The 17,840-nt window shown below is 71.8% G+C and carries 15 protein-coding genes and 1 pseudogene; 8 read left to right on the plus strand and 8 right to left on the minus strand.

Features of this window, described 5'->3' with window-relative positions; translation table 11 throughout:
* Positions 1-5: 5 nt before the first annotated feature.
* Genes Ari01nite_RS29680 through Ari01nite_RS29710 form a run of 7 tightly spaced genes read left to right on the plus strand, consistent with a single transcriptional unit; the run spans position 6 to position 7,924 of the window.
* Positions 6-569 carry an HdeD family acid-resistance protein gene (locus Ari01nite_RS29680; protein WP_203785513.1) on the plus strand — a complete coding sequence of 188 codons (564 nt, stop codon included), beginning with the start codon at positions 6-8 and terminating at the stop codon, positions 567-569.
* Positions 566-2,536: a phage holin family protein gene (locus Ari01nite_RS29685; RefSeq protein WP_203785514.1), complete on the plus strand. Its 1,971-nt coding sequence runs from the start codon at positions 566-568 to the stop codon at positions 2,534-2,536. The genes Ari01nite_RS29680 and Ari01nite_RS29685 overlap by 4 nt, the downstream gene beginning before the upstream one ends.
* A 15-nt stretch (positions 2,537-2,551) precedes the next feature.
* Positions 2,552-3,382 (plus strand): class II glutamine amidotransferase, encoded by an 831-nt coding sequence (locus Ari01nite_RS29690; RefSeq protein ID WP_203785515.1) that lies wholly within the window; start codon positions 2,552-2,554, stop codon positions 3,380-3,382.
* Positions 3,379-4,770 carry an APC family permease gene (locus Ari01nite_RS29695; protein WP_203785516.1) on the plus strand — a complete coding sequence of 464 codons (1,392 nt, stop codon included), beginning with the start codon at positions 3,379-3,381 and terminating at the stop codon, positions 4,768-4,770. Before Ari01nite_RS29690 ends, Ari01nite_RS29695 begins: the two co-directional genes overlap by 4 nt.
* Positions 4,770-5,987, plus strand: a complete 1,218-nt coding sequence (locus Ari01nite_RS29700) for an arginine deiminase (protein WP_203785517.1) — start codon at positions 4,770-4,772, stop codon at positions 5,985-5,987. Before Ari01nite_RS29695 ends, Ari01nite_RS29700 begins: the two co-directional genes overlap by 1 nt.
* Positions 5,988-5,996: 9 nt before the next feature.
* Complete coding sequence (gene argF / locus Ari01nite_RS29705; RefSeq protein ID WP_203785518.1) at positions 5,997-6,998, plus strand: ornithine carbamoyltransferase; 1,002 nt, start codon at positions 5,997-5,999, stop codon at positions 6,996-6,998.
* 2 nt (positions 6,999-7,000) lie between these two features.
* A complete protein-coding gene (locus Ari01nite_RS29710) occupies positions 7,001-7,924 on the plus strand; it encodes a carbamate kinase (RefSeq protein WP_203785609.1) in 924 nt (307 codons plus the stop codon).
* 30 nt (positions 7,925-7,954) lie between these two features.
* Here the strand turns inward: Ari01nite_RS29710 and Ari01nite_RS29715 are convergent, their stop codons facing one another.
* From Ari01nite_RS29715 to Ari01nite_RS29735, 5 genes are all read right to left on the minus strand, one after another.
* Entirely contained in the window at positions 7,955-8,416 is a 462-nt protein-coding gene (locus Ari01nite_RS29715) for an RDD family protein (protein WP_203785519.1), read from the minus strand.
* Positions 8,413-11,082: a cation-translocating P-type ATPase gene (locus Ari01nite_RS29720; RefSeq protein ID WP_203785520.1), complete on the minus strand. Its 2,670-nt coding sequence runs from the start codon at positions 11,080-11,082 to the stop codon at positions 8,413-8,415. Before Ari01nite_RS29720 ends, Ari01nite_RS29715 begins: the two co-directional genes overlap by 4 nt.
* A gap of 181 nt (positions 11,083-11,263) precedes the next feature.
* Positions 11,264-11,746 carry a hypothetical protein gene (locus tag Ari01nite_RS29725; protein ID WP_239163136.1) on the minus strand — a complete coding sequence of 161 codons (483 nt, stop codon included), beginning with the start codon at positions 11,744-11,746 and terminating at the stop codon, positions 11,264-11,266.
* Positions 11,747-11,751: 5 nt separating this feature from the next.
* On the minus strand, positions 11,752-12,156 hold the full coding sequence (locus Ari01nite_RS29730) for a DUF7144 family membrane protein (RefSeq protein ID WP_203785521.1): 405 nt from the start codon (positions 12,154-12,156) through the stop codon (positions 11,752-11,754).
* A gap of 9 nt (positions 12,157-12,165) precedes the next feature.
* Positions 12,166-12,645: a DUF6069 family protein gene (locus tag Ari01nite_RS29735; protein ID WP_239163137.1), complete on the minus strand. Its 480-nt coding sequence runs from the start codon at positions 12,643-12,645 to the stop codon at positions 12,166-12,168.
* A 153-nt stretch (positions 12,646-12,798) separates the two neighbouring features.
* On the opposite strand from Ari01nite_RS29735, the gene Ari01nite_RS51705 reads away from it, so the two are divergent.
* On the plus strand, positions 12,799-13,155 hold the full coding sequence (locus Ari01nite_RS51705) for a DUF7144 family membrane protein (protein WP_438872246.1): 357 nt from the start codon (positions 12,799-12,801) through the stop codon (positions 13,153-13,155).
* A 60-nt stretch (positions 13,156-13,215) separates the two neighbouring features.
* Here Ari01nite_RS51705 and Ari01nite_RS51710 read toward each other — a convergent pair.
* The 3 genes and pseudogenes from Ari01nite_RS51710 to Ari01nite_RS29750 all read right to left on the minus strand — a co-directional run.
* A pseudogene (locus Ari01nite_RS51710) lies at positions 13,216-13,968 on the minus strand (YhjD/YihY/BrkB family envelope integrity protein); the annotation flags it as partial.
* Between the two features lie 6 nt (positions 13,969-13,974).
* Positions 13,975-16,593: a winged helix-turn-helix domain-containing protein gene (locus tag Ari01nite_RS50995; RefSeq protein WP_275410892.1), complete on the minus strand. Its 2,619-nt coding sequence runs from the start codon at positions 16,591-16,593 to the stop codon at positions 13,975-13,977.
* Positions 16,594-16,758: 165 nt separating this feature from the next.
* Entirely contained in the window at positions 16,759-17,820 is a 1,062-nt protein-coding gene (locus tag Ari01nite_RS29750) for a carboxylate-amine ligase (RefSeq protein ID WP_203785524.1), read from the minus strand.
* Positions 17,821-17,840 lie beyond the last annotated feature (20 nt).

Raw genomic sequence — 17,840 nt, forward strand, 5'->3', positions numbered from 1 at the left:
GGCGCATGACCGACACCTCCGTACGCAGCAGCGTGGCCGCGGAGCTCCGCGGCCAACCGATTCCCTGGTGGTCGGTGCTGATCACCGGTGCCCTCGGCGTCGCCTTCGGCGCCGCCGTGCTGATCTGGCCGGACATCTCCCTGCGCGTGATGGCGGCGCTGGCCGGCGTCTGGCTGTTCATCGCCGGCCTGGCCCGGATCATCGGCGCCTTCCTGCCCGGTGGCGGCAGCGTCCTGCACAGCGTGTTCTCCGGCGTCGTCGGGATCATCGTGCTGATCGCCGGCCTGATCTGCCTGCGCAACCTGGTCACCCGGCTGGCGCTGCTGTCCCTGATGTTCGCCATCACCTGGATCCTCACCGGCATCACGCTGGTGGTGCTGGGTGTGCAGAGACAGGGCTCGGGACGCGGCTGGTTGCTGCTGGTCGGCGTGCTGGCGCTGCTGGCCGGCAGCGTGTTCGTGTTCGCGCCCGGCCTGTCGCTGACCACCCTCGTGGTGCTGACCGGCGTGAGCAGCCTGGTGATCGGCGCGGCCGAAGTGATTCTGGCCTTCCGGCTACGAAGGGCATGAACGTCCCGCGGGCCGCCGGCGTCGTCCTACTCGGGTGGGCGGCGCTGGCGGTCACCTTCCTGCTGCTGCCCGGACTGTCCGCGGACAGTGGCTGGCAGGTGCTGGTCGCCGCCGTCCTGATCGGCCTGTTCGGCGTCGCGCTGCGGCCGGCCGCGGTGGCTCTGCTGACCCGGGTCGGCTGGCTCGGCGTGGTGGCCGGCTGGCTGCTGGCCGAGGCTGCGTTCGTCTACGCGGCGCTCACCGTGATCCCCGGGATCAGCGTGGACGGCTTCGGCACCGCGTTCTGGGCCTCGTGGATCTTCGCGACGCTGATGAGCGCCGGCCTGTGGCTGATCACTGCCGGACAGCCCGGCATCGTGACCACCCACCTGATCCGGTCGAACCGCCGGTTCCGCGGGCAGGTGCCGCATACCGACACCCCCGGCGTGGTGATCGTCCAGATCGACGGGCTCTCGGCGCCGCTGGCCCGCTGGGCGTTCGAGGCGGGCAACCTGCCGACGCTGGGCCGCTGGCTGCGCTCGGGCAGCCACACGCTCGACGAGTGGCACGCGCAACTGCCGGCGACCACGCCGGCCAGCCAGGCGGGGCTGCTGCACGGCGGGAGCGACCAGGTCCCGGCATTTCGGTGGTACGAGAAGGAGTCCGGTCGCCTGGTGGTGACGAACCAGCCGGCCGACGCCACCCTGGTCGAGTCGCGCCTGTCCGACGGCCGGGGGCTGCTGGCCGGCGGCGGGGTCAGCGTGAGCAACGTCTTCTCCGGCGACGCCGCCACCAGTCTGCTGACGATGAGCACCGTCGCGGCCCGCTCCGGCCCGAAACGCTACCTCAGCGCGTACCTCCTCGATCCTTTTGGGTTGACCCGGTCCCTGGTGCTCACGCTCGGCGAGATCGTCAAGGAGCTGTATCAGGCCCGCCGCCAGCGGTTGCGCCGGGTCGAGCCGCGGATCCACCGGTCCGGTTCCTACGTGCTGCTGCGCGGCGCCACCAACGTGCTGTTGCGGCATCTGAACGTGACCATCCTGGCCGAGCACATGATGCGCGGCGCACCCGTGCTGTACTGCGACTTCGTCGACTACGACGAGATCGCGCACCACGCCGGACCGGCCCGGCCGGAGTCGCTGGCCGCGCTCGAGGGCATCGACGGCATCCTGGCCGAACTGGAGGAGGTCGCGGTCGCGGCGCCGCGGCCGTACCACTTCGTGGTGCTCTCCGACCACGGGCAGAGCCAGGGCGCCACCTTCCGGCAGCGCTACGGCATCGGCCTGGACCGGCTGCTGCGCGACTACGCCGGGCAGGTGCTGGCCAGCGGCGACGACGAGCAGGAGGGCCGGGCCCGGGCGCTGCGGGCCGGACTGATGCCGACTCCCGCGGACGCCGTGGACGAGCCGCCCGAGCGCCCCGAGTTCGTGGTGGCGGCGTCCGGCAACCTGGCCCTGGTCTATCTCGCCCGGCGCCCCGGCCGGCAGACCCTCGAGCAGATCGAGGAGCTGTACCCGGAGATGCTCGACAAGCTGGTGACCCACCCGGGCATCGGCTGGATCGCGGTCCGCTCGGCCGAGCACGGCCCGGTGGTGCTCGGCGGCCGGGGCCGGCGGCTGCTGGACAGCGACCGGGTGGTGGGCGGCGACCCGCTGCTCGGTTTCGGCCCCTACGCGGCCGCCGATCTGCGCCGGCACGACCGCCTCGCGCACGCGCCGGACCTGCTGGTGAACAGCTCGTTCGACCCGGTCACCCAGGAGGTGGCCGCGTTCGAGGAACTGGTCGGCTGCCACGGCGGCATGGGCGGCTGGCAGGACCGGCCGGTGCTGGTGCATCCCCGGGCCTGGCCGGTCGAGCTCGACCTGACCGGCGCGGACGCGGTGCACGAGCAGCTGTGCCGCTGGCTGGAGAAGTTCGGCGCCCGCTCATCCTCCGGGGGTGATGGACCGGCCGCCGCCCGAGCCGACGATGACGCCGAGGATCCCTGACCGAGGAGACCCGCTATGTGTCGCTGGCTGGCTTACTCCGGAACACCCATCCCACTAGAGGAACTGCTGTACAAGCCGCGCTACTCGCTGATCGACCAGAGCCTGCACTCCCGGATGGGGGTGGAGACCACGAACGGCGACGGCTTCGGGGCCGGCTGGTACACGCCGGAGGGCCCGGCCGCGCCGACCCTGTTCCGCGGCACCGGCCCGGCCTGGGGCGACGTCAACCTGCGTGAGCTGGCCCGGTCGACCTGCTCGGGATTGTTCCTGGCGCACATCCGGGCCAGCACCGGCACTCCGGTGCAGCAGACCAACAGCCACCCGTTCCGGTACGGCCGGTGGCTGTGGGTGCACAACGGCTCGATCCGCGAGTTCCACCGCCTGAAGCGCGACCTGGTGCTCGCCGTCGACCCGGCGCTCTACCCGAGCCTGGCCGGGTCCACCGACTCCGAGGTGATGTTCTTCCTGGCCCTCACGTTCGGCCTGCAGGACGAGCCGCTGCCGGCGGTGGAGCGGATGGCCGGCTTCGTCGAGGCGGTGGGCCGCCAGCACGGGGTCGAGCATCCACTGCAGATGACTGTGGGCACCTCGGACGGCGACCGGGTCTGGGGGTTCCGATATTCCAGCGAGGGCCGCAGCCGGACACTCTACGTGAGCACGGACGTCACTGCTCTGCGTGCGCTCTACCCGGAGAACGAGACGCTGCGCCGGATCTCCGACGAGACCCGGATCGTGGTCTCCGAACCGCTCGGCGAGCTCAAGGGCGCCTGGCAGCCGGTACCCGAATCCAGTTGGGGCGTGGTGCAGAAGGGCGCCGACGAGCTGGGCACGTTCCGGCCGCGATGACCATGACCGAGACCAAGGAACAGACCGCGCGCACCCTGGGCCTGCCGCAGGCGACGGCCCTCATCCTCGGCACCATCATCGGCGTCGGGATCTTCAACCTGCCCTACTCGCTGGCCTCGATCGGGCCGATCAGCATCGTGGCGATGGCGCTCACCACGGTCGGCGCGCTGGCACTGGCGCTGCTGTTCGCGGCGCTGTCCCGGCGGCTGCCGGCCGACGGCGGCCCGTACGCCTACGCCCGCGCCGCGTTCGGCAACGGTGCCGGCTTCACCAACGCCTGGTCCTACTGGATCACCGCATGGGCCGGCAACGCCGCGATCGTGACCGGCTGGGTCTACTACGTCGAGCACTTCGTCAACAAGGACGGGGTGACCGGGTGGTCGATCGTCATCGCGCTGGTCGGCCTCTGGGTGCCGGCCGCGATCAACCTGGTCGGCACGAAGAGCATGGCGGTGGTCCAGCTGTGGACCACGGTCGTCAAGTTCATCCCGCTGGCGCTCATGTCCACCGTCGGCCTGGTCTTCATCAGCACCGCCAACTTCACCCCGTGGAACGTCAGCGGCCAGAGCGACATCGCCGCGATCGGCAGCGCCATGGCCATCTGCCTGTTCAGCTACCTCGGGGTGGAGACCGCCGCGGTGGCCGCCGCCAAGGTGCGCAACCCGGACCGCAACGTGCCCCGCGCGACCGTGTTCGGCACGCTGGCCAGCTCCGTCGTCTACCTGTTGTCGATGATCGCGATCTTCGGCATCGTGCCGGCCGCCGATCTGGCCCTGGACGAGAACAAGGCGTCCTACTCGGTGGCCGCCAACTCGATCGTGGGCAGCGGCACCTGGGCCGGCGACCTGGTCGCGGCCGCGGTCATCGTCTCCGGCTTCGGTGCGCTCAACGGCTGGATCATGATCTGCGCCGAGATGCCGCTCGCGGCCGCCCGGGACGGGCTGTTCCCCAAGGCGTTCGGCAAGCTCTCCGGCCGCGGCGTGCCCGCGTTCGGCATCCTCTCCTCGACCGTGCTCGGCAGCCTCGCCATGGTGGTCAGCTACCTGGGGGCGAGCGGCGCCACGGTGTTCAACACGCTGGTCCTGATGACCGGCATAACGGCGGCGATCCCGTACGCCTTCTCGGCACTGGCGCAGCTCAAGTGGCGCCGGAGCAACGCCCGGCTGGCCCGGGACACCACGGTGGCCGTACTCAGCCTGGTCTTCTCGATCCTGTTCGTCTGGTACTCGCGCAACACCGGCCAGGAGGACTGGTACGTGGTCTGGGGGCCGTTCCTGATGGCCGGCGGCGCCATGGTGCTGGGGATCCCGGTCTATCTGTCCATGCGGAGCCGGATGGCGCAACCGCCACCGGTGCCGCCCACCGCCGAGGGAGCGGGGCACGTCTGATGACATTCCACGTCGATTCCGAGACCGGCCGGTTGCGCCAGGTCATCCTGCACCGGCCGGGCATCGAGCTCAGCCGGCTCACCCCGGACAACGTCGACTCGCTGCTGTTCGACGACATCCTCTGGGCCAAGAAGGCCCGCGAGGAGCACGACGCCTTCGCCGAAACGCTGCGCGAACGCGGCGTGGTCGTGCACTACTTCGCGGTCCTGCTGGCCGACGTGCTGGAGAACCCGAAGGCGCGCTCCTGGGTGCTGGAGCGGATCCTCAACGAGGACACCGTGGGCCCCAACCTGGTCGACCCGCTGCGCCGGCTGGCCGAGCAGGCGGAGAGCACCCGGCTGGCCGAACTGCTGATCGGCGGCGTGCTCAAGAGCGAACTGGCCGGCTTCACCGTGAACAGCCTGCGCTGGGAGCTGATGAACGCCGACGACTTCGTGCTCACCCCGCTGCCCAACCACCTGTTCCAGCGGGACAACTCGGCCTGGATCTATCAGGGCGTCAGCATCAATCCGATGGCCATGCCGGCCCGGGTGCGCGAGTCGGTGCACAGCACCGCCATCTACCGTTTCCACCCGATGTTCGCCGAGGCCGACTTCACCGTCTGGTACGGCGACGAGGACCAGCACCAGTACCGGTTCGCCACCCTCGAGGGCGGCGACATCCACGTGCTCGGCAGCGGCGTCGTGATGATCGGCCTGGGCGAGCGGTCCACCGCGATGGGCGTGGAAAACCTGGCCCTGCGGCTGTTCGAGGGCGGGGCGGCGCAGAAGGTGATCGCGGTCGAGCTGCCGCACTCGCACGCCATGATGCACCTCGACACCGTGATGACCATGATCGACCGGGACACCTTCATCCGGTACCCGTACCTGAAGAGCGCGCTGCGGTCCTGGACCGTGACCCCGGCCGGCGCCGGCCTCCAGGTCACCGAGAACCGCGACCTGTTCCCGGCCGTGGCAGACGCGATCGGCCTGGAGCGGTGGACCGTGCTCGAGGTCGACGAGGACGTCCGCGCCGCCCAGCGCGAGCAGTGGGACGACGGCAACAACTTCCTCGCGGTCGAACCCGGTGTGATCGTCGGCTACGAGCGCAACGTCACGACCAACACGTTCCTGCGCAAGCACGGCATCGAGGTCATCACAATCGCCGGCAGCGAACTCGGCCGCGGCCGCGGCGGGCCGCGCTGCATGACCTGCCCCATCGAACGCGACGCCGTCTAGGAGGACCCCGTGTCGTTCAACCTGCGCAACCGCAGCTTCCTCAAGGAACTCGACTTCACCACGGCCGAGTGGCGCTACCTGCTGCGGCTGGCCGCCGAACTCAAGACGGCCAAGTACAGCGGCACCGAGGTGCCCCGGCTGGCCGGCAAGAACATCGCGCTGATCTTCGAGAAGACGTCGACCCGCACCCGGTGCGCGTTCGAGGTGGCCGCGCACGACCAGGGCGCACACGTCACGTTCCTCGACCCGGGCAGCACCCAGCTGGGCCACAAGGAGTCCATCGCGGACACCGCGCGGGTGCTCGGCCGATTCTACGACGGGCTCGAGTACCGCGGTTTCGGCCAGCAGAACGTGGAGGCGCTCGCCAAGTACTCCGGCGTGCCGGTCTGGAACGGGCTGTCCACCGAGTGGCACCCGACACAGACCCTCTGCGACATCCTCACCATGCGCGAGCACACGGTGAAGCACGACAACGAGATCGCCTTCGCGTTCCTCGGCGACGCCGAGAACAACGTGGGTAACTCGCTGCTGATCGGCGGCGCCATGATGGGCATGGACGTGCGGATGGTCGCCCCGGACGGCCGGTGGAACCACGACGACGTGGTCAAGGAGGCCCGCCGGATCGCCGAACAGACCGGGGCCCGTATCACCCAGACGGCGAACGTCACCGAGGGCGTGGCCGGGGTGGACTTCCTCTACACCGACGTCTGGCTGTCGATGGGGGAGCCGAAGGAGCAGTGGGACGAGCGGATCGCGCTGCTGCGCCCGTACCAGATCAACATGGCGATGGTCCGGGCCACCGGCAACCCGGCCGTGCGGGTCATGCACTGCCTGCCCGCGTTCCACGACCGGCGCACCAAGGTCGGCGAGGAGATCTTCGAGCACACCGGCCTGGACGCGCTGGAGATCACCGACGAGGTGTTCGAGTCGCCGTACTCGATCGTCTTCGACCAGGCCGAGAACCGGATGCACACCATCAAGGCGGTCATGGTCGCCACCCTGGGGGCGTGACCATGCGGATCGTCATCGCCATCGGCGGCAACGCCCTGCTCCAGCGGGGACAGCGGCCGGACGCGGAGGTCCAGCGGGCGAACGCGGCACGCGCCGTCGAGGCGCTCGCCCCGCTGGCCGCCGAGCACGAGGTCGTGATCACCCACGGGAACGGCCCGCAGGTGGGCATGCTCGCCCTGGAGAGTGCGGCGGACCCGGCGCTCGAGGTGCCGTACCCGCTGGACGTGCTGGGCGCGCAGACCCAGGGCATGATCGGGTACTGGCTGTTGCAGGCCCTGCAGAACGCCCTGCCAAGGCGTCAGGTGGTGGCCCTGCTGGACCAGACCCTGGTGGCCGCGGACGACCCGGCCTTCGCAGCGCCCACGAAGTTCGTGGGCCCGGTCTACGACGAGCCCACCGCCCGCCGGCTGGCCGGCGAGCGGGGCTGGCAGATCGCCGCGGACGGGCAGTACTGGCGGCGGGTGGTCGCCTCGCCGAAGCCGCGGCGGGTGGTGGAGACCCGCATCATCCGCTCGCTGCTGTCCGCCGGCACCGTGGTGGTCTGCGCCGGCGGGGGAGGGGTGCCGGTGGTCCGCGACGACCGAGGCCGGCTGTCCGGCGTGGAGGCCGTGGTCGACAAGGACCTGGCCACCGAGGTGCTGGCCGAGTCGCTCGACGCCGACGCCCTGCTGCTGCTCACCGACGTGCCCGCGGTGGTCCGCGGGTTCGGCGGCCCGGATCCGCAGCCGATCCCCCGGTCGACCCCGTCGGCGCTGCGCCGCGAGAACTTCGCGGCCGGCTCGATGGGCCCGAAGGTCGAGGCGGTCTGCCGCTTCGTCGAGATGACCGGCGACGTGGCCGCGATCGGCGCGCTCGACGAAGCGGCGCTGATCCTGGCCGGCAAGGCCGGCACGGTGGTCACCCCGTCCGGGACCTACGGCGCCTGACGAAAACCGGAGCGGCCGCACCCTGGGAACCTAAAGGGTGCGGCCGATCTGCATGGTCTGCGTCCGCACCGGTGCGGCGAGGCGGACCACCGCGGTCCGCGTCAGCAGGTCGTGGATCGCCCGGTGCCGGCGGTCGACGACCATCCACGCCGCCCCGATCGGGAAGTAGGCCAGCAGCAGCGCCCTGATCAGCGCCGGCAACCACCGCACCCGGCCCCCGCCCGCGCCGACCACCCGCAGGCCGAGCACCGCCATCCCGGGCGTGCGGCCGGCGAGGCCCCAGAACACCGTGTTGTAGAAGGCGAACAGCCCGGGCAGGACCACCAGGTATGCGGCGGTCACCGCGCGGGCCAGGTCGCGTGCTCCGGTGCCGACCACCGAGGCCACCAGGCCCAGGGCGGCCACGCAGGCGGTCGCGGCGACCGCGACCACCAGCGCGTCCAGAACGTACGCGAGGGAGCGGCTGACCGGACCGGCTCCCCTCGCGGTCATGCTGCCCTACGCCGCAGCACGATCTTGCGGATCTCGGTGAGCACGATGACGCTCAGCGCCGCACCGATGCAGATCAGCCACTGCGCCACGTTCAGGCTCGTGGTGTTCAGCAGCCGCTGCAGCAGGTCGAGCTGGGTGGCCAGGAAGATCGCCGCCAGCGACATGCCGGTGGTGACCACGAACCGGCGGTCGCCGAAGGTCTCATGGCTGAACACCGAGCGCAGGTCGCTGCGTACCGCGAACGAGAAGAACAGGTTCATCAGCGCGAACGTGGTCAGGCCCATGGTGCGGCCGGTGTCGAGGTCCCACTCCCGGTCGGCCCACCAGATCACGGCCAGCGTGAAGATGCCCATCACCAGGCCGACGACGCTGAGCCAGCCGAGGCTGCCGCGGGTCAGCAGCGGTTCGTCGGACTTGCGTGGCTTGCGCTGCATGATGTCCGCGTCGCCCTTGCCGTAGCCGAGACCGACCGCCTGGAACACCTGCGTGGTGAAGTTGAGCCACAGTGTCTGCAGCGGCACGAACGGCACACCCAGCGCGATGTTGAAGATGCTGGCGCTCAGGAACGTGACGACCATGCCGACCAGCACGCCCATCTGGTAGAAGATGTACTTCTTCAGGTTGTCGTAGAGCTCGCGGCCGAGCCGTACCGCCTTCACGATGGTCGCGAAGTCGTCGTCGGTCAGGATCATCGCGGCGGCTTCCTTGCTCACCTCCGTGCCGGTGATCCCCATGGCGATGCCGATGTCGGCCTTCTTGAGCGCCGGCGCGTCGTTGACGCCGTCGCCGGTCATGGCCACGATGTGCCCGCGGCGCTTGAGCACCTCGACCAGGCGCACCTTGTGCTCGGGGGTGACCCGGGCGATCACGCCGATCCCGTCGATCTCCTGGTCGGCCCGGTCGTCGTCCATGGCCGCGAAATCGGCGCCGGTGATGGCCTTGCCGCGGATGCCCAGCTTGCCGGCGATCGCCGCGGCGGTCACCGCGTGGTCGCCGGTGATCATGCGGACCTGGATGCCGGCGTCGTGCGCCTCGGCGATCGCCGCCTTGGCCTGCGGCCGGGGCGGGTCCACGATGCCCACGAGAGCCAGCAGGGTGAGGCCGTCGAGCGCGGCCAGCAGGTCGCCGTCCGGGTCGAACGCGGCCGGGTCGAAATCCTTGCGACCGGTCGCCATCACCCGCAGGCCCTGCTCGGCCAGCCGGGTGTTCTCGGCCAGGTAGCGCTCGCGGAACGTGGGGTCGGGCAACACCGCCCGGTCGAGCAGCTGGTCGGGCGCGCCCTTGATGAAGACCCGGATCACGTCACGGCCCTCGGCCGTGGTCATCCGGTGGAACGTCGCCATCATCTTGTAGGCGGCGTCGAACGGCAGCTCGGCGACCCGCGGGTACTGCTCGCGGGTGGCCACCACGTCGATCCCGCCCTTCTCGGCGAGGACCACGAGGGCGCCCTCGGTCGGGTCGCCGATCATGGCGCCGTCCCGGACCACGGCGTCCGAGGCGAGCGCCATCGGCATCAGGAAGTCCTCGAGCGGCTCGTCCGGCTGCCCGGCGACCCGTTTGATCGTCCCCTCGGTGCCGTAGCCGCTGCCCGAGATCACGTACCGCCGGCCCGGGACGGTCATCTCGACCGCGGTCATCTGGTTGAGGGTCAGCGTGCCGGTCTTGTCGGAGTTGATGGCCGAGGTGGAGCCGAGCGTCTCGGTGGAGCGCAGCCGCTTCACGATCGCGTTGGCCTTGGCCAGCGTGGTGGTGCCCAGCGACAGGATGGTGGTCACCACGGCCGGCAGGCCGGTCGGGATGGCCGAGATGGCGAACGCGATGGCGGCCGTGAACACCACGTTGAACTCGTTGCCGCGGGCCAGGTTGATCAGCACCGAGGCGAGCAGCGCGATACCGGAGATCACCAGGATCTGGTTGGTGAGCTTGGCGAGCTGCCGGGTCAGGGGCGTGTCGGCTTCCTTCTCGGTCTGCAGCATGCCCGAGATGTGGCCGACCTCGGTCGCCATGCCGGTCGCGGTGACCAGCAGTTCCCCGGCGCCGCGAGTGACATTGGTGTTCATGTACGCCATGTCGGACCGGTCGCCGAGGTCGGTGTCGACGGCGCCGACCGGGTCGACGTTCTTGCTGACCGGCAGGCTCTCGCCGGTCAGTGCCGACTCGTCGATCTCCAGCGTGGCGGCGCGCAGCAGCCGGCCGTCCGCCGGCACCAGGTCGCCGGCCTCGATCAGCACCACGTCGCCGGGCACCAGTTCCTCGGCCGCCAACTCGGTGAGCACACCGTCGCGGCGCACCTTGGCCTTGACGATCATCATCTTCTGCAGGGCGCCGATCGCGGCCGCGGCCTTGCCCTCCTGGTGCAGGCCGAGTGCCGCGTTGAGCAGGGTGAGCGCGATCAGCAGCAGGCCGGTGCCCCACTGCTTGAGCGGATAGAGGCTGCCCACGCCGGCCGCCAGCAGCACGATCTGCATGGGGTCGGCGTACTGCCGGAGGAAGGACCGCCACCAGGGCTCTTTCTTGCCCTCGGCGAAGCGGTTCGGGCCGTACTCCGCGCGCCGGCGCTCCACCTCGGCGGTGGACAGGCCGGCCTGCTGGTCGACCTCCTCGGCCTGGAGCGCCTCGGTGACGGACAGGACGTGGAACGGTTTTGGCTCGGTGACGATCGCCATCAGGACTCCTGTGTACGAGGTCGGGGCACGGCCGGCGACCGGCCGTGCCCGTGCCGGTCAGCGGCGGCGCCGCGATACCCGGCGTGCTGTTCTGCGGCTGGTTCGCCGGGCCACCCGACGGGATCCGAACATTTCCTACCTCCTCAACGGGGGATCGGCCCTCATCCCGACTGGATGAGGGTCAATGCATGATCACTTTGAGGGCCACCATGGCCACCCCGAAGGCGCCCGCCACCAGGGTGGACACCACCCGCTCGGCCGGGGTGAGCCGGCCGTCCGCGCCCATCCGCCAGCCGGCCACGCACAGCAGAGCGGTGCTGCAGGCCAGCGCGGCCAGGATGGCTCCCTCCAGCCCGGCGCCGGCCAGCCGGGCCAGCAGCAGCACGAGCAGGGGCAGCAGCGACGCGCTGATGATCTCCCAGCCGGTGGTCAGCTGCCGGCGGACGGTCTGCCAGCTGGGCCGGTGTCCCTCGTGGATGCGTTCGGCCACAATCCGGGCGTAGCGCTCGGCGGCCCAGTACACGATGAGCGTGACCAGCACGATCACGTCGAGCACGACCGCGGTCTCGGCATGCGCGGTGACCAGGACCGCGGAGCTCACGATCACGCCGTAGATGCCGGCGGCCGTGCCCTCCGCGGTCTCGTGGGTGAGCCGGACCCGCACGCCGGTCAGCGCCGTTCCGGTCGCAGCAGACGGCCCTCGCCGCCGTGCACCGCCAGCGCGTAGAGCGCGATGAGGTCGAAGCTCACCGCCAGGATCGACCAGATCGGGAAGGCGGCCAGGAAGGACAGGTTGATCAGCGCGTTGGCGAAGGTGACGGCCATCGCCACCACCCTGGCCCAGGTGTAGCCGAACATCACGGCGTACCCGGAGCCGATCAGCAGGACGCCGAACGCGATCAGCGTCCAGCCCCACACCGAGTAGTCCACCGGCACCGGCAGCCCGTCGCGGGTGACCATGTAGAAGTCGTCGTCGAACAGCGCCACCAGGCCCTGGATCAGGCTGAGCAGGCCGCTCACGATCATCACGATGCCGACGAAGAGGATCCAGCCGACCCACTTGGTGAGTGCCATCCGAGCCCCCTACCGGTATTGCGGCTGGCCGGCCGCGGGTCGCAGTGCGCTGCGCGCCACCCCGGCGACCAGCGTGCCGATGGCCACGCCGAGCACCAGGTTGAGGCCGGCGGTGTAGAACCGGGAGGCCCGGTCGCCGTCGGTGACGAACGGCAGCAGCATCGCCACCACGGTCGCCAGGCCGATCACCCAGCCGAAGAAACGCATCGGTTTGGGCGTGGTGAGGATCAGCAACTGGATCAGACCGGTGGCCAGGATCGCCATGAACGCGGCGCCGAGTGCGTACCAGAAGGTGTCGGCGTCGCCCCAGACGCCGCGGCCCTTGGGCGCCAGGATCTCGACCCCGAACACGCCCCGGCCGACCAGCACGCCGGCGATCGCGATGAGCGCGGCGACCAGCGCGGTGGCCAGGCCGCCGGCCCACAGGCGGCCGCCGTTGAGGATGGGTGGCCGCGGCCTGGGGGGCCCGGCCCGGTACATGTCGCTCATGGTGCGAGCATTCGCCGCGGGCCCGGACGCGTACCTCATCCGGCGTGGATGACCCGGCCCGCGGCCCCCGCGGGCGACGCTGGACGGGTGTCGAACGCGAAGAGAACCGACGAGGTGACCGGCTGGGTGGCGTGGATCCTGTTCGGCGGGCTAATGCTGCTCCTGCTGGGCGGCGCGCATCTGGTGGTCGGCAGCCTCGCCCTGATCCGTCCCGAGGCGCTCGCCGGCAGCCGCGCCGACCTCCTGCTCGGGGTCGGGCTGTCCGCCCTCGGCTGGCTGCACCTGGTGCTCGGCGCGGCGCTCATGGTGGTCGGCGGCGCTCTGATCATGGGCCGGGTCTGGGCCCGCGGCGCCACGATCGGGCTGTGCGGCCTGGCCGTTCTGGTCAACTTCGGCTACGCCGCCGCCGCGCCGGTCTGGTCGGTCCTGGCCATCGGGTTCACCCTGGTGGTGCTGTACGCGACGGTGGCGCACGGCCGGGAGCTGACGGAGGCGTACCAGCACGGCTGACAGCGCCGTCTCGCCGCGGATCAGCTGGCCGAGCAGTCCCTGGTCGCCGGCCAGCACCCAGCCGATCACCGCGGTGGCCAGCAGGCAGAACGACAGCACGTAGAGCCAGCTGATGTAGGTGAAGGCCAGCCCGATGGTGCCGTACCGGTCGTCGCTGCTGCGCAGCGCCCGCGGCAGATAGACCGCGCCGGCCGGGCGCACCGCGAGCATGGTGAGGGCGTACGCGATCCCGCCCGGCAGCAGGCGCCGCACCGGCAGCGCCCCGCCGAGCAGCACCACCGGCAGCAGCGTGGCCAGCAGACAGTCCGCGACGAACAGCAGCGCGGTGGCGCTCAGGTGCGGCAGCGGCATGGCGTCGCCCAGCACGCCGAGCAGCTTGCCGGCCACCACCGCGGCGCTGAGCAGCAGCACGGTGAGCAGCCAGCGGCCGGCCGCGGCCGGGCCGCCGGGCACCTTGCCGATCTCCCACACCGCGGCGTAGGCCCGGACCATGGCCCGGGCCAGCCCGGTCGCCGAGAACAGCACGATCAGCCCGCTCAGCACACCGAACGAGCTGATCCCCTGGTGGTCCAGCGCCTGGTCGAGCAGCCGCCGGGACGTGTCGGGCAGGTGCATCACGTCGGCCAGGCCACCGGTCCGCTGCGCGCCGAGCAGGCTGCCGAACATGATCAGCAACGGGAAGATCGACGTGAACGCCTGCGCGGCCAGGGTCATCGCCCGGTCGAAGATCTGCACCCGTAGCGCGCCGCCCATGCAGCGCAACAGCAGCCGGCCGAACCAGGTGGCCGGGTTCACCACCGCCGCGCCGAGCATGGCGGGTCAGAGGAGGCCGAGCGAGCGGGCGCGCCGGACGGCCTCGTTGCGGCGGGACGCGCTGAGCTTGCGCAGGATGCTCCGCACGTGGGTCTTGACCGTGTTGACCGACACGTACAGCGAGGCCGCGATCTCCTCGGTCGGCAGCATGGCGGCCATGCCCTGGAGCACCTCGGTCTCACGCTTGCTGAGCGCCTCGAAGACCAGGATCGTGTCGGGGTCGGTGCGCGCCCGGTCGGCCGGCGCCGAGCCCTGGAGCTGGCGGTATTGAGCGGCGAGTTCGTCGTCGTCGCGCAGCACCCGGCGCAGCTCGGCCCAGACCTGCTGGACCGCGCGGCGCTGCGACTCCGGCATGGCCGTGCGCAGCGCGTGCCGCAGCGCCGCCCGGGCGTCGTCGACGTCGCCGACCCGGGCCGCCACGGTGGCCAGCACCAGCCAGGCCTCCAGGTTGACCGGGCTGGCCACCCCCGCCGCCCCGGCCACCGGCATGGCCAGCAGGCGGGCCGCGGCCGGGTCGCCGGCGGCCACCAGGGCCGCGGCCCGCACCACCGAGGCGTCCTGGGCGTCCGGGTCGGCCAGTTTGCCGAGCACGGTCATCGCCGGCTCGGGGCGGCCCATCACGATCAGCAGCCGGGCCTGGGCCAGCGTCAGTTGCCGGACCAGCCAGGCCGGGGCGGGCAGCCCGCCCGGTGCCGGTGCCGAGTCGTCCAGCGCCACCAGCGCGCTGCGCAGCTCGCCGCGGGCCTGCAACCGGCGGGACCGGATCAGCGCGAACGCGGCGTGGATCATGCCGTCGGCAGGCCGGATCCGGCGCGGGTCGGCGGCCCGCAGGTGCCGCCCGGCGGTGTCGATGTCGTAGCGCTCCATGGCCACCCAGGCCAGCGCCAGCTCGGCGCCGACCGGCCGGCTAGCCGGCTCGAGACCGCACCGGTCGGCCAGGTCGGTCGCCTGGTCGGCGAGCCGCTCGGCGTGCCGCAGCCGGCCCCGGTGTGCCTCGATGAGGGCGAGATGGGCGAGAGCGTCGATGCGCACCCGTTCGCAGCCCGGGGTGGCCGCGTTGGCGGTCTCGGTCAGCGTGACGGCGGCCGCGTCGACCTCGCCGGTGCGGCTCTGCACGTCGCCCTTGGCGCCGAGCACCAGCACCCGCAGTTCCTGGTGCCGGTCCAGCCGGTCGGCCGGCACCTGGGCGAGCAGTTCCTCAGCGGCCGCGGCGGAGTGCAGGACGCCGGCGCCGTCGTCGCGCAGCCGGGCCAGCACCACGCCGGTCACCAGCTGCGCGACGGCGAGGCTCGGCCGGTAGTCCGCGTCGCTGCCGAGCATCAGTTGGTCGGCGCGATCGAGGTGCCGGGCGCAGGCCGCGGCGTCCCGGGTGGACAGCGCCAGTGCGGCGGCCACCACGGCGGTCTCGGCGCTGCCGGCCTCGTCCGGCAGGCCGGTGAACAGCTCGCCGAGCCGGCCGGCCGGTCCGTCCAGCAGCAGCCGGCCGACCGCGTAGTCCTCGACCACGACCGTGGCGGCCAGGTGCCAGTCCGCGGCGGCGACCGCGTGGCCGACGGCCTCCACGGTCTGCCGGGCCGCCGCGAACCAGCCCGCCGCCCGGCGGTGCAGCTCGGGGATGCGGTCGCGGGCCTCGCGCACCAGCTGTGCCTGGAGCAGCTCGGCGAACAACCGGTGGCAGCGGTACGCGGCCGGGCTGTCGCCGACCGGCTGGACGAAGGCGTTCTGCCGGCAGAGCGCGGCCAGCAGCCAGTGCGAGTCGCCCCGGCCGGTCACCGCCTCGGCCAGGTCGGGGGTGAACGTGTCGAGGATGCTGGTCTCCAGCAGGAAGGTGCGTACGTGCGGCGGCTGGATCCGCAGGACCTCGTCCACGAAGTACTCGGCGATGGTCGCCTCGGTGCCGGTGATGGTGGCCACCATCGTCTCGGCGTCGCCGCGTTCCTCCAAAGCCATGGCGAACAGCCGCAGCCCGGCGGCCCAGCCCTCGGTGTGCTGGAGCAGCGAGGCCAGCGCGTCCCGGCTCAGCGTCACGCGGTGCAGCGTGAGCAGCTCGGCCGTCTCGTCGGAGGTGAACGCGAGGTCTTGGCTGCGCACTTCCTCGAGCCGGCCGGCCAGCCGGTAGCGGTGCAGCGGCATCGGCGGGTCCCAGCGGCCGACCAGCACCAGCCGCAGCATCTGGGCGGCGTGCCGCAGTACGAACTCCAGGTCGGTGGCCCACTGCTGGCCGGACAGGTTGGACACCCCGTCGAGGACCAGCACCACCGGCGCCGGCTGCTCGGACAGCGCGGCCGCCAGCCGGACCAGGAAGGACCGGTCCACACTGGTCGCGGTGGCCGGGGCGGCCAGTGACGGCGACACCGCCACCCCGGCCCGGCGCAGCGTCTCGAGGACGTACGCCCAGAACGAGTCCGCCTGCCGGTCCTCCTCCTCGAGTGTGATCCAGGCGATCGGGTAGCCGGGCGCGCCGGTGCCCGCCCACGCGGACACCAGCTGGGTCTTGCCGCTGCCGGCCGGGCCCACCACCAGGGTCACCGGCTCGCGCACGCCGCGGGCCAGCCGCTCGGCCAGCCGGGGGCGGGCGACCAGGAACCGTGGTGGCTCCGGTACCGCGAATTTGGATTGCAGCAACGGGTCACTCCCGGTCGTCCGTGAGGTCAACGGTGCCGGGACGACGAGCTCAGCAGTCACAGTGCTCCTCCGCAGGCATCGATGGCAGACGACTGGATCATCGTTGACCGTGGGACGGGGATCCCGCATCGTCCGAATCGGATTAAGCGCCGAGTAACTCTCTCGTTACAGGAAGACACCTGCACGACGCGGAACGGCGCAATTTGCTAGAAAACCGATGAATCCCTCGACCGTTCCATACCGGACCCAGGCCCGGCGTTGCCGGGCGGCGCCGGTGCCGAGCCTGCGCAGCCGCTCCCATCCGGCGCCGGCGTCGTCGGTGTAGCGCCCGGCCTGGCGCATGAGCCGGGCCACGGCGCCGGTGCCCCCGTGCACCCGCAACTCGCCGTGCGCGGCGGTCGTCAGCTGCTGGTCCACCAGGTCGGTGGGGATCGGCGCGCTGCTGAGGTTGCGCCGGGCGTCCGAGATCAGGCCGGTGACCAGTCCGCGCACCACCTCGGCGAAGAAGACGGTGTCGTCCACGGTCAGTCCGGTGTCGGCCACCCGGACCTCCACGGTGGCCGGCTCGCCGGGGGCGAGCCGGGCCAGGAAATAGACGCCGGCCTCGTCGAGCGCCGAGCCCGAGTCGATCAGCGACTGCACCACCTCGTCGTAGGCGGCGGCGCCGCGCCACGCGCCCGGCGGCTGGAACGTGGGCCACCGCTGCTGCAGGTAGTGCCGGTAGCTCGCCCAGCCGGTGTCCCGGCCGCCGGCGTACGGCGAGTTGACCGACAGCGCGAGCAGCGCCGGCAGCCAGGGCCGGATCCGGGCCAGCACCTCGACCGCCAGGTCCCGGCTCGGCACCTCGACGAACACCCGGCAGGCGCAGGTGGCGCCGCCCGGCACCGCCTCCGGGAACCGGCCCGCGATGGCGCGGTACCGGGTCTCGTCGGTGACCGCGGCCAGCGGCCCGGCCGCGAACGGCGGAACGCCGGCCGGTACCAGGCAGGCGCCGGCCCGGCGGGCCGCGTCGGCGGCCAGCCGGCGCAGGCCGGACAGGTCGTCGCGCAGCTCGTCCAGCCCGCCGCACCACGGCGTGGCGGTGGCCAGCTGGTAGGCCAGGAACGCGGCCCGGATGTTGTCCTCGGCACGGGTGAGCCGGGACACGAACGGCGCCGACGGCACGACGGCCCCGTCCGGCCCCAACAGCAGGAACTCTTCTTCGACCCGGAACGCAAGTACGCCCATGGGAAGGCAGCTTGCGGGAG

This window comes from Paractinoplanes rishiriensis, assembly GCF_016862375.1.
GTDB lineage: Bacteria > Actinomycetota > Actinomycetes > Mycobacteriales > Micromonosporaceae > Actinoplanes > Actinoplanes rishiriensis.

What these genes read in the sequence shown, in the direction of transcription:
- Ari01nite_RS29680 (WP_203785513.1), top strand. Translation starts at nt 6, where the DNA reads ATGACCGACACCTCCGTACGCAGCAGCGTGGCCGCGGAGCTCCGCGGC.
- Ari01nite_RS29685 (WP_203785514.1), top strand. Translation starts at nt 566, where the DNA reads ATGAACGTCCCGCGGGCCGCCGGCGTCGTCCTACTCGGGTGGGCGGCG.
- Ari01nite_RS29690 (WP_203785515.1), top strand. Translation starts at nt 2,552, where the DNA reads ATGTGTCGCTGGCTGGCTTACTCCGGAACACCCATCCCACTAGAGGAA.
- Ari01nite_RS29695 (WP_203785516.1), top strand. Translation starts at nt 3,379, where the DNA reads ATGACCATGACCGAGACCAAGGAACAGACCGCGCGCACCCTGGGCCTG.
- Ari01nite_RS29700 (WP_203785517.1), top strand. Translation starts at nt 4,770, where the DNA reads ATGACATTCCACGTCGATTCCGAGACCGGCCGGTTGCGCCAGGTCATC.
- Ari01nite_RS29710 (WP_203785609.1), top strand. Translation starts at nt 7,001, where the DNA reads ATGCGGATCGTCATCGCCATCGGCGGCAACGCCCTGCTCCAGCGGGGA.
- Ari01nite_RS29715 (WP_203785519.1), bottom strand. Translation starts at nt 8,416, where the DNA reads ATGACCGCGAGGGGAGCCGGTCCGGTCAGCCGCTCCCTCGCGTACGTT.
- Ari01nite_RS29720 (WP_203785520.1), bottom strand. Translation starts at nt 11,082, where the DNA reads ATGGCGATCGTCACCGAGCCAAAACCGTTCCACGTCCTGTCCGTCACC.
- Ari01nite_RS29730 (WP_203785521.1), bottom strand. Translation starts at nt 12,156, where the DNA reads ATGGCACTCACCAAGTGGGTCGGCTGGATCCTCTTCGTCGGCATCGTG.
- Ari01nite_RS29735 (WP_239163137.1), bottom strand. Translation starts at nt 12,645, where the DNA reads ATGAGCGACATGTACCGGGCCGGGCCCCCCAGGCCGCGGCCACCCATC.
- Ari01nite_RS51705 (WP_438872246.1), top strand. Translation starts at nt 12,799, where the DNA reads ATGCTGCTCCTGCTGGGCGGCGCGCATCTGGTGGTCGGCAGCCTCGCC.
- Ari01nite_RS29750 (WP_203785524.1), bottom strand. Translation starts at nt 17,820, where the DNA reads ATGGGCGTACTTGCGTTCCGGGTCGAAGAAGAGTTCCTGCTGTTGGGG.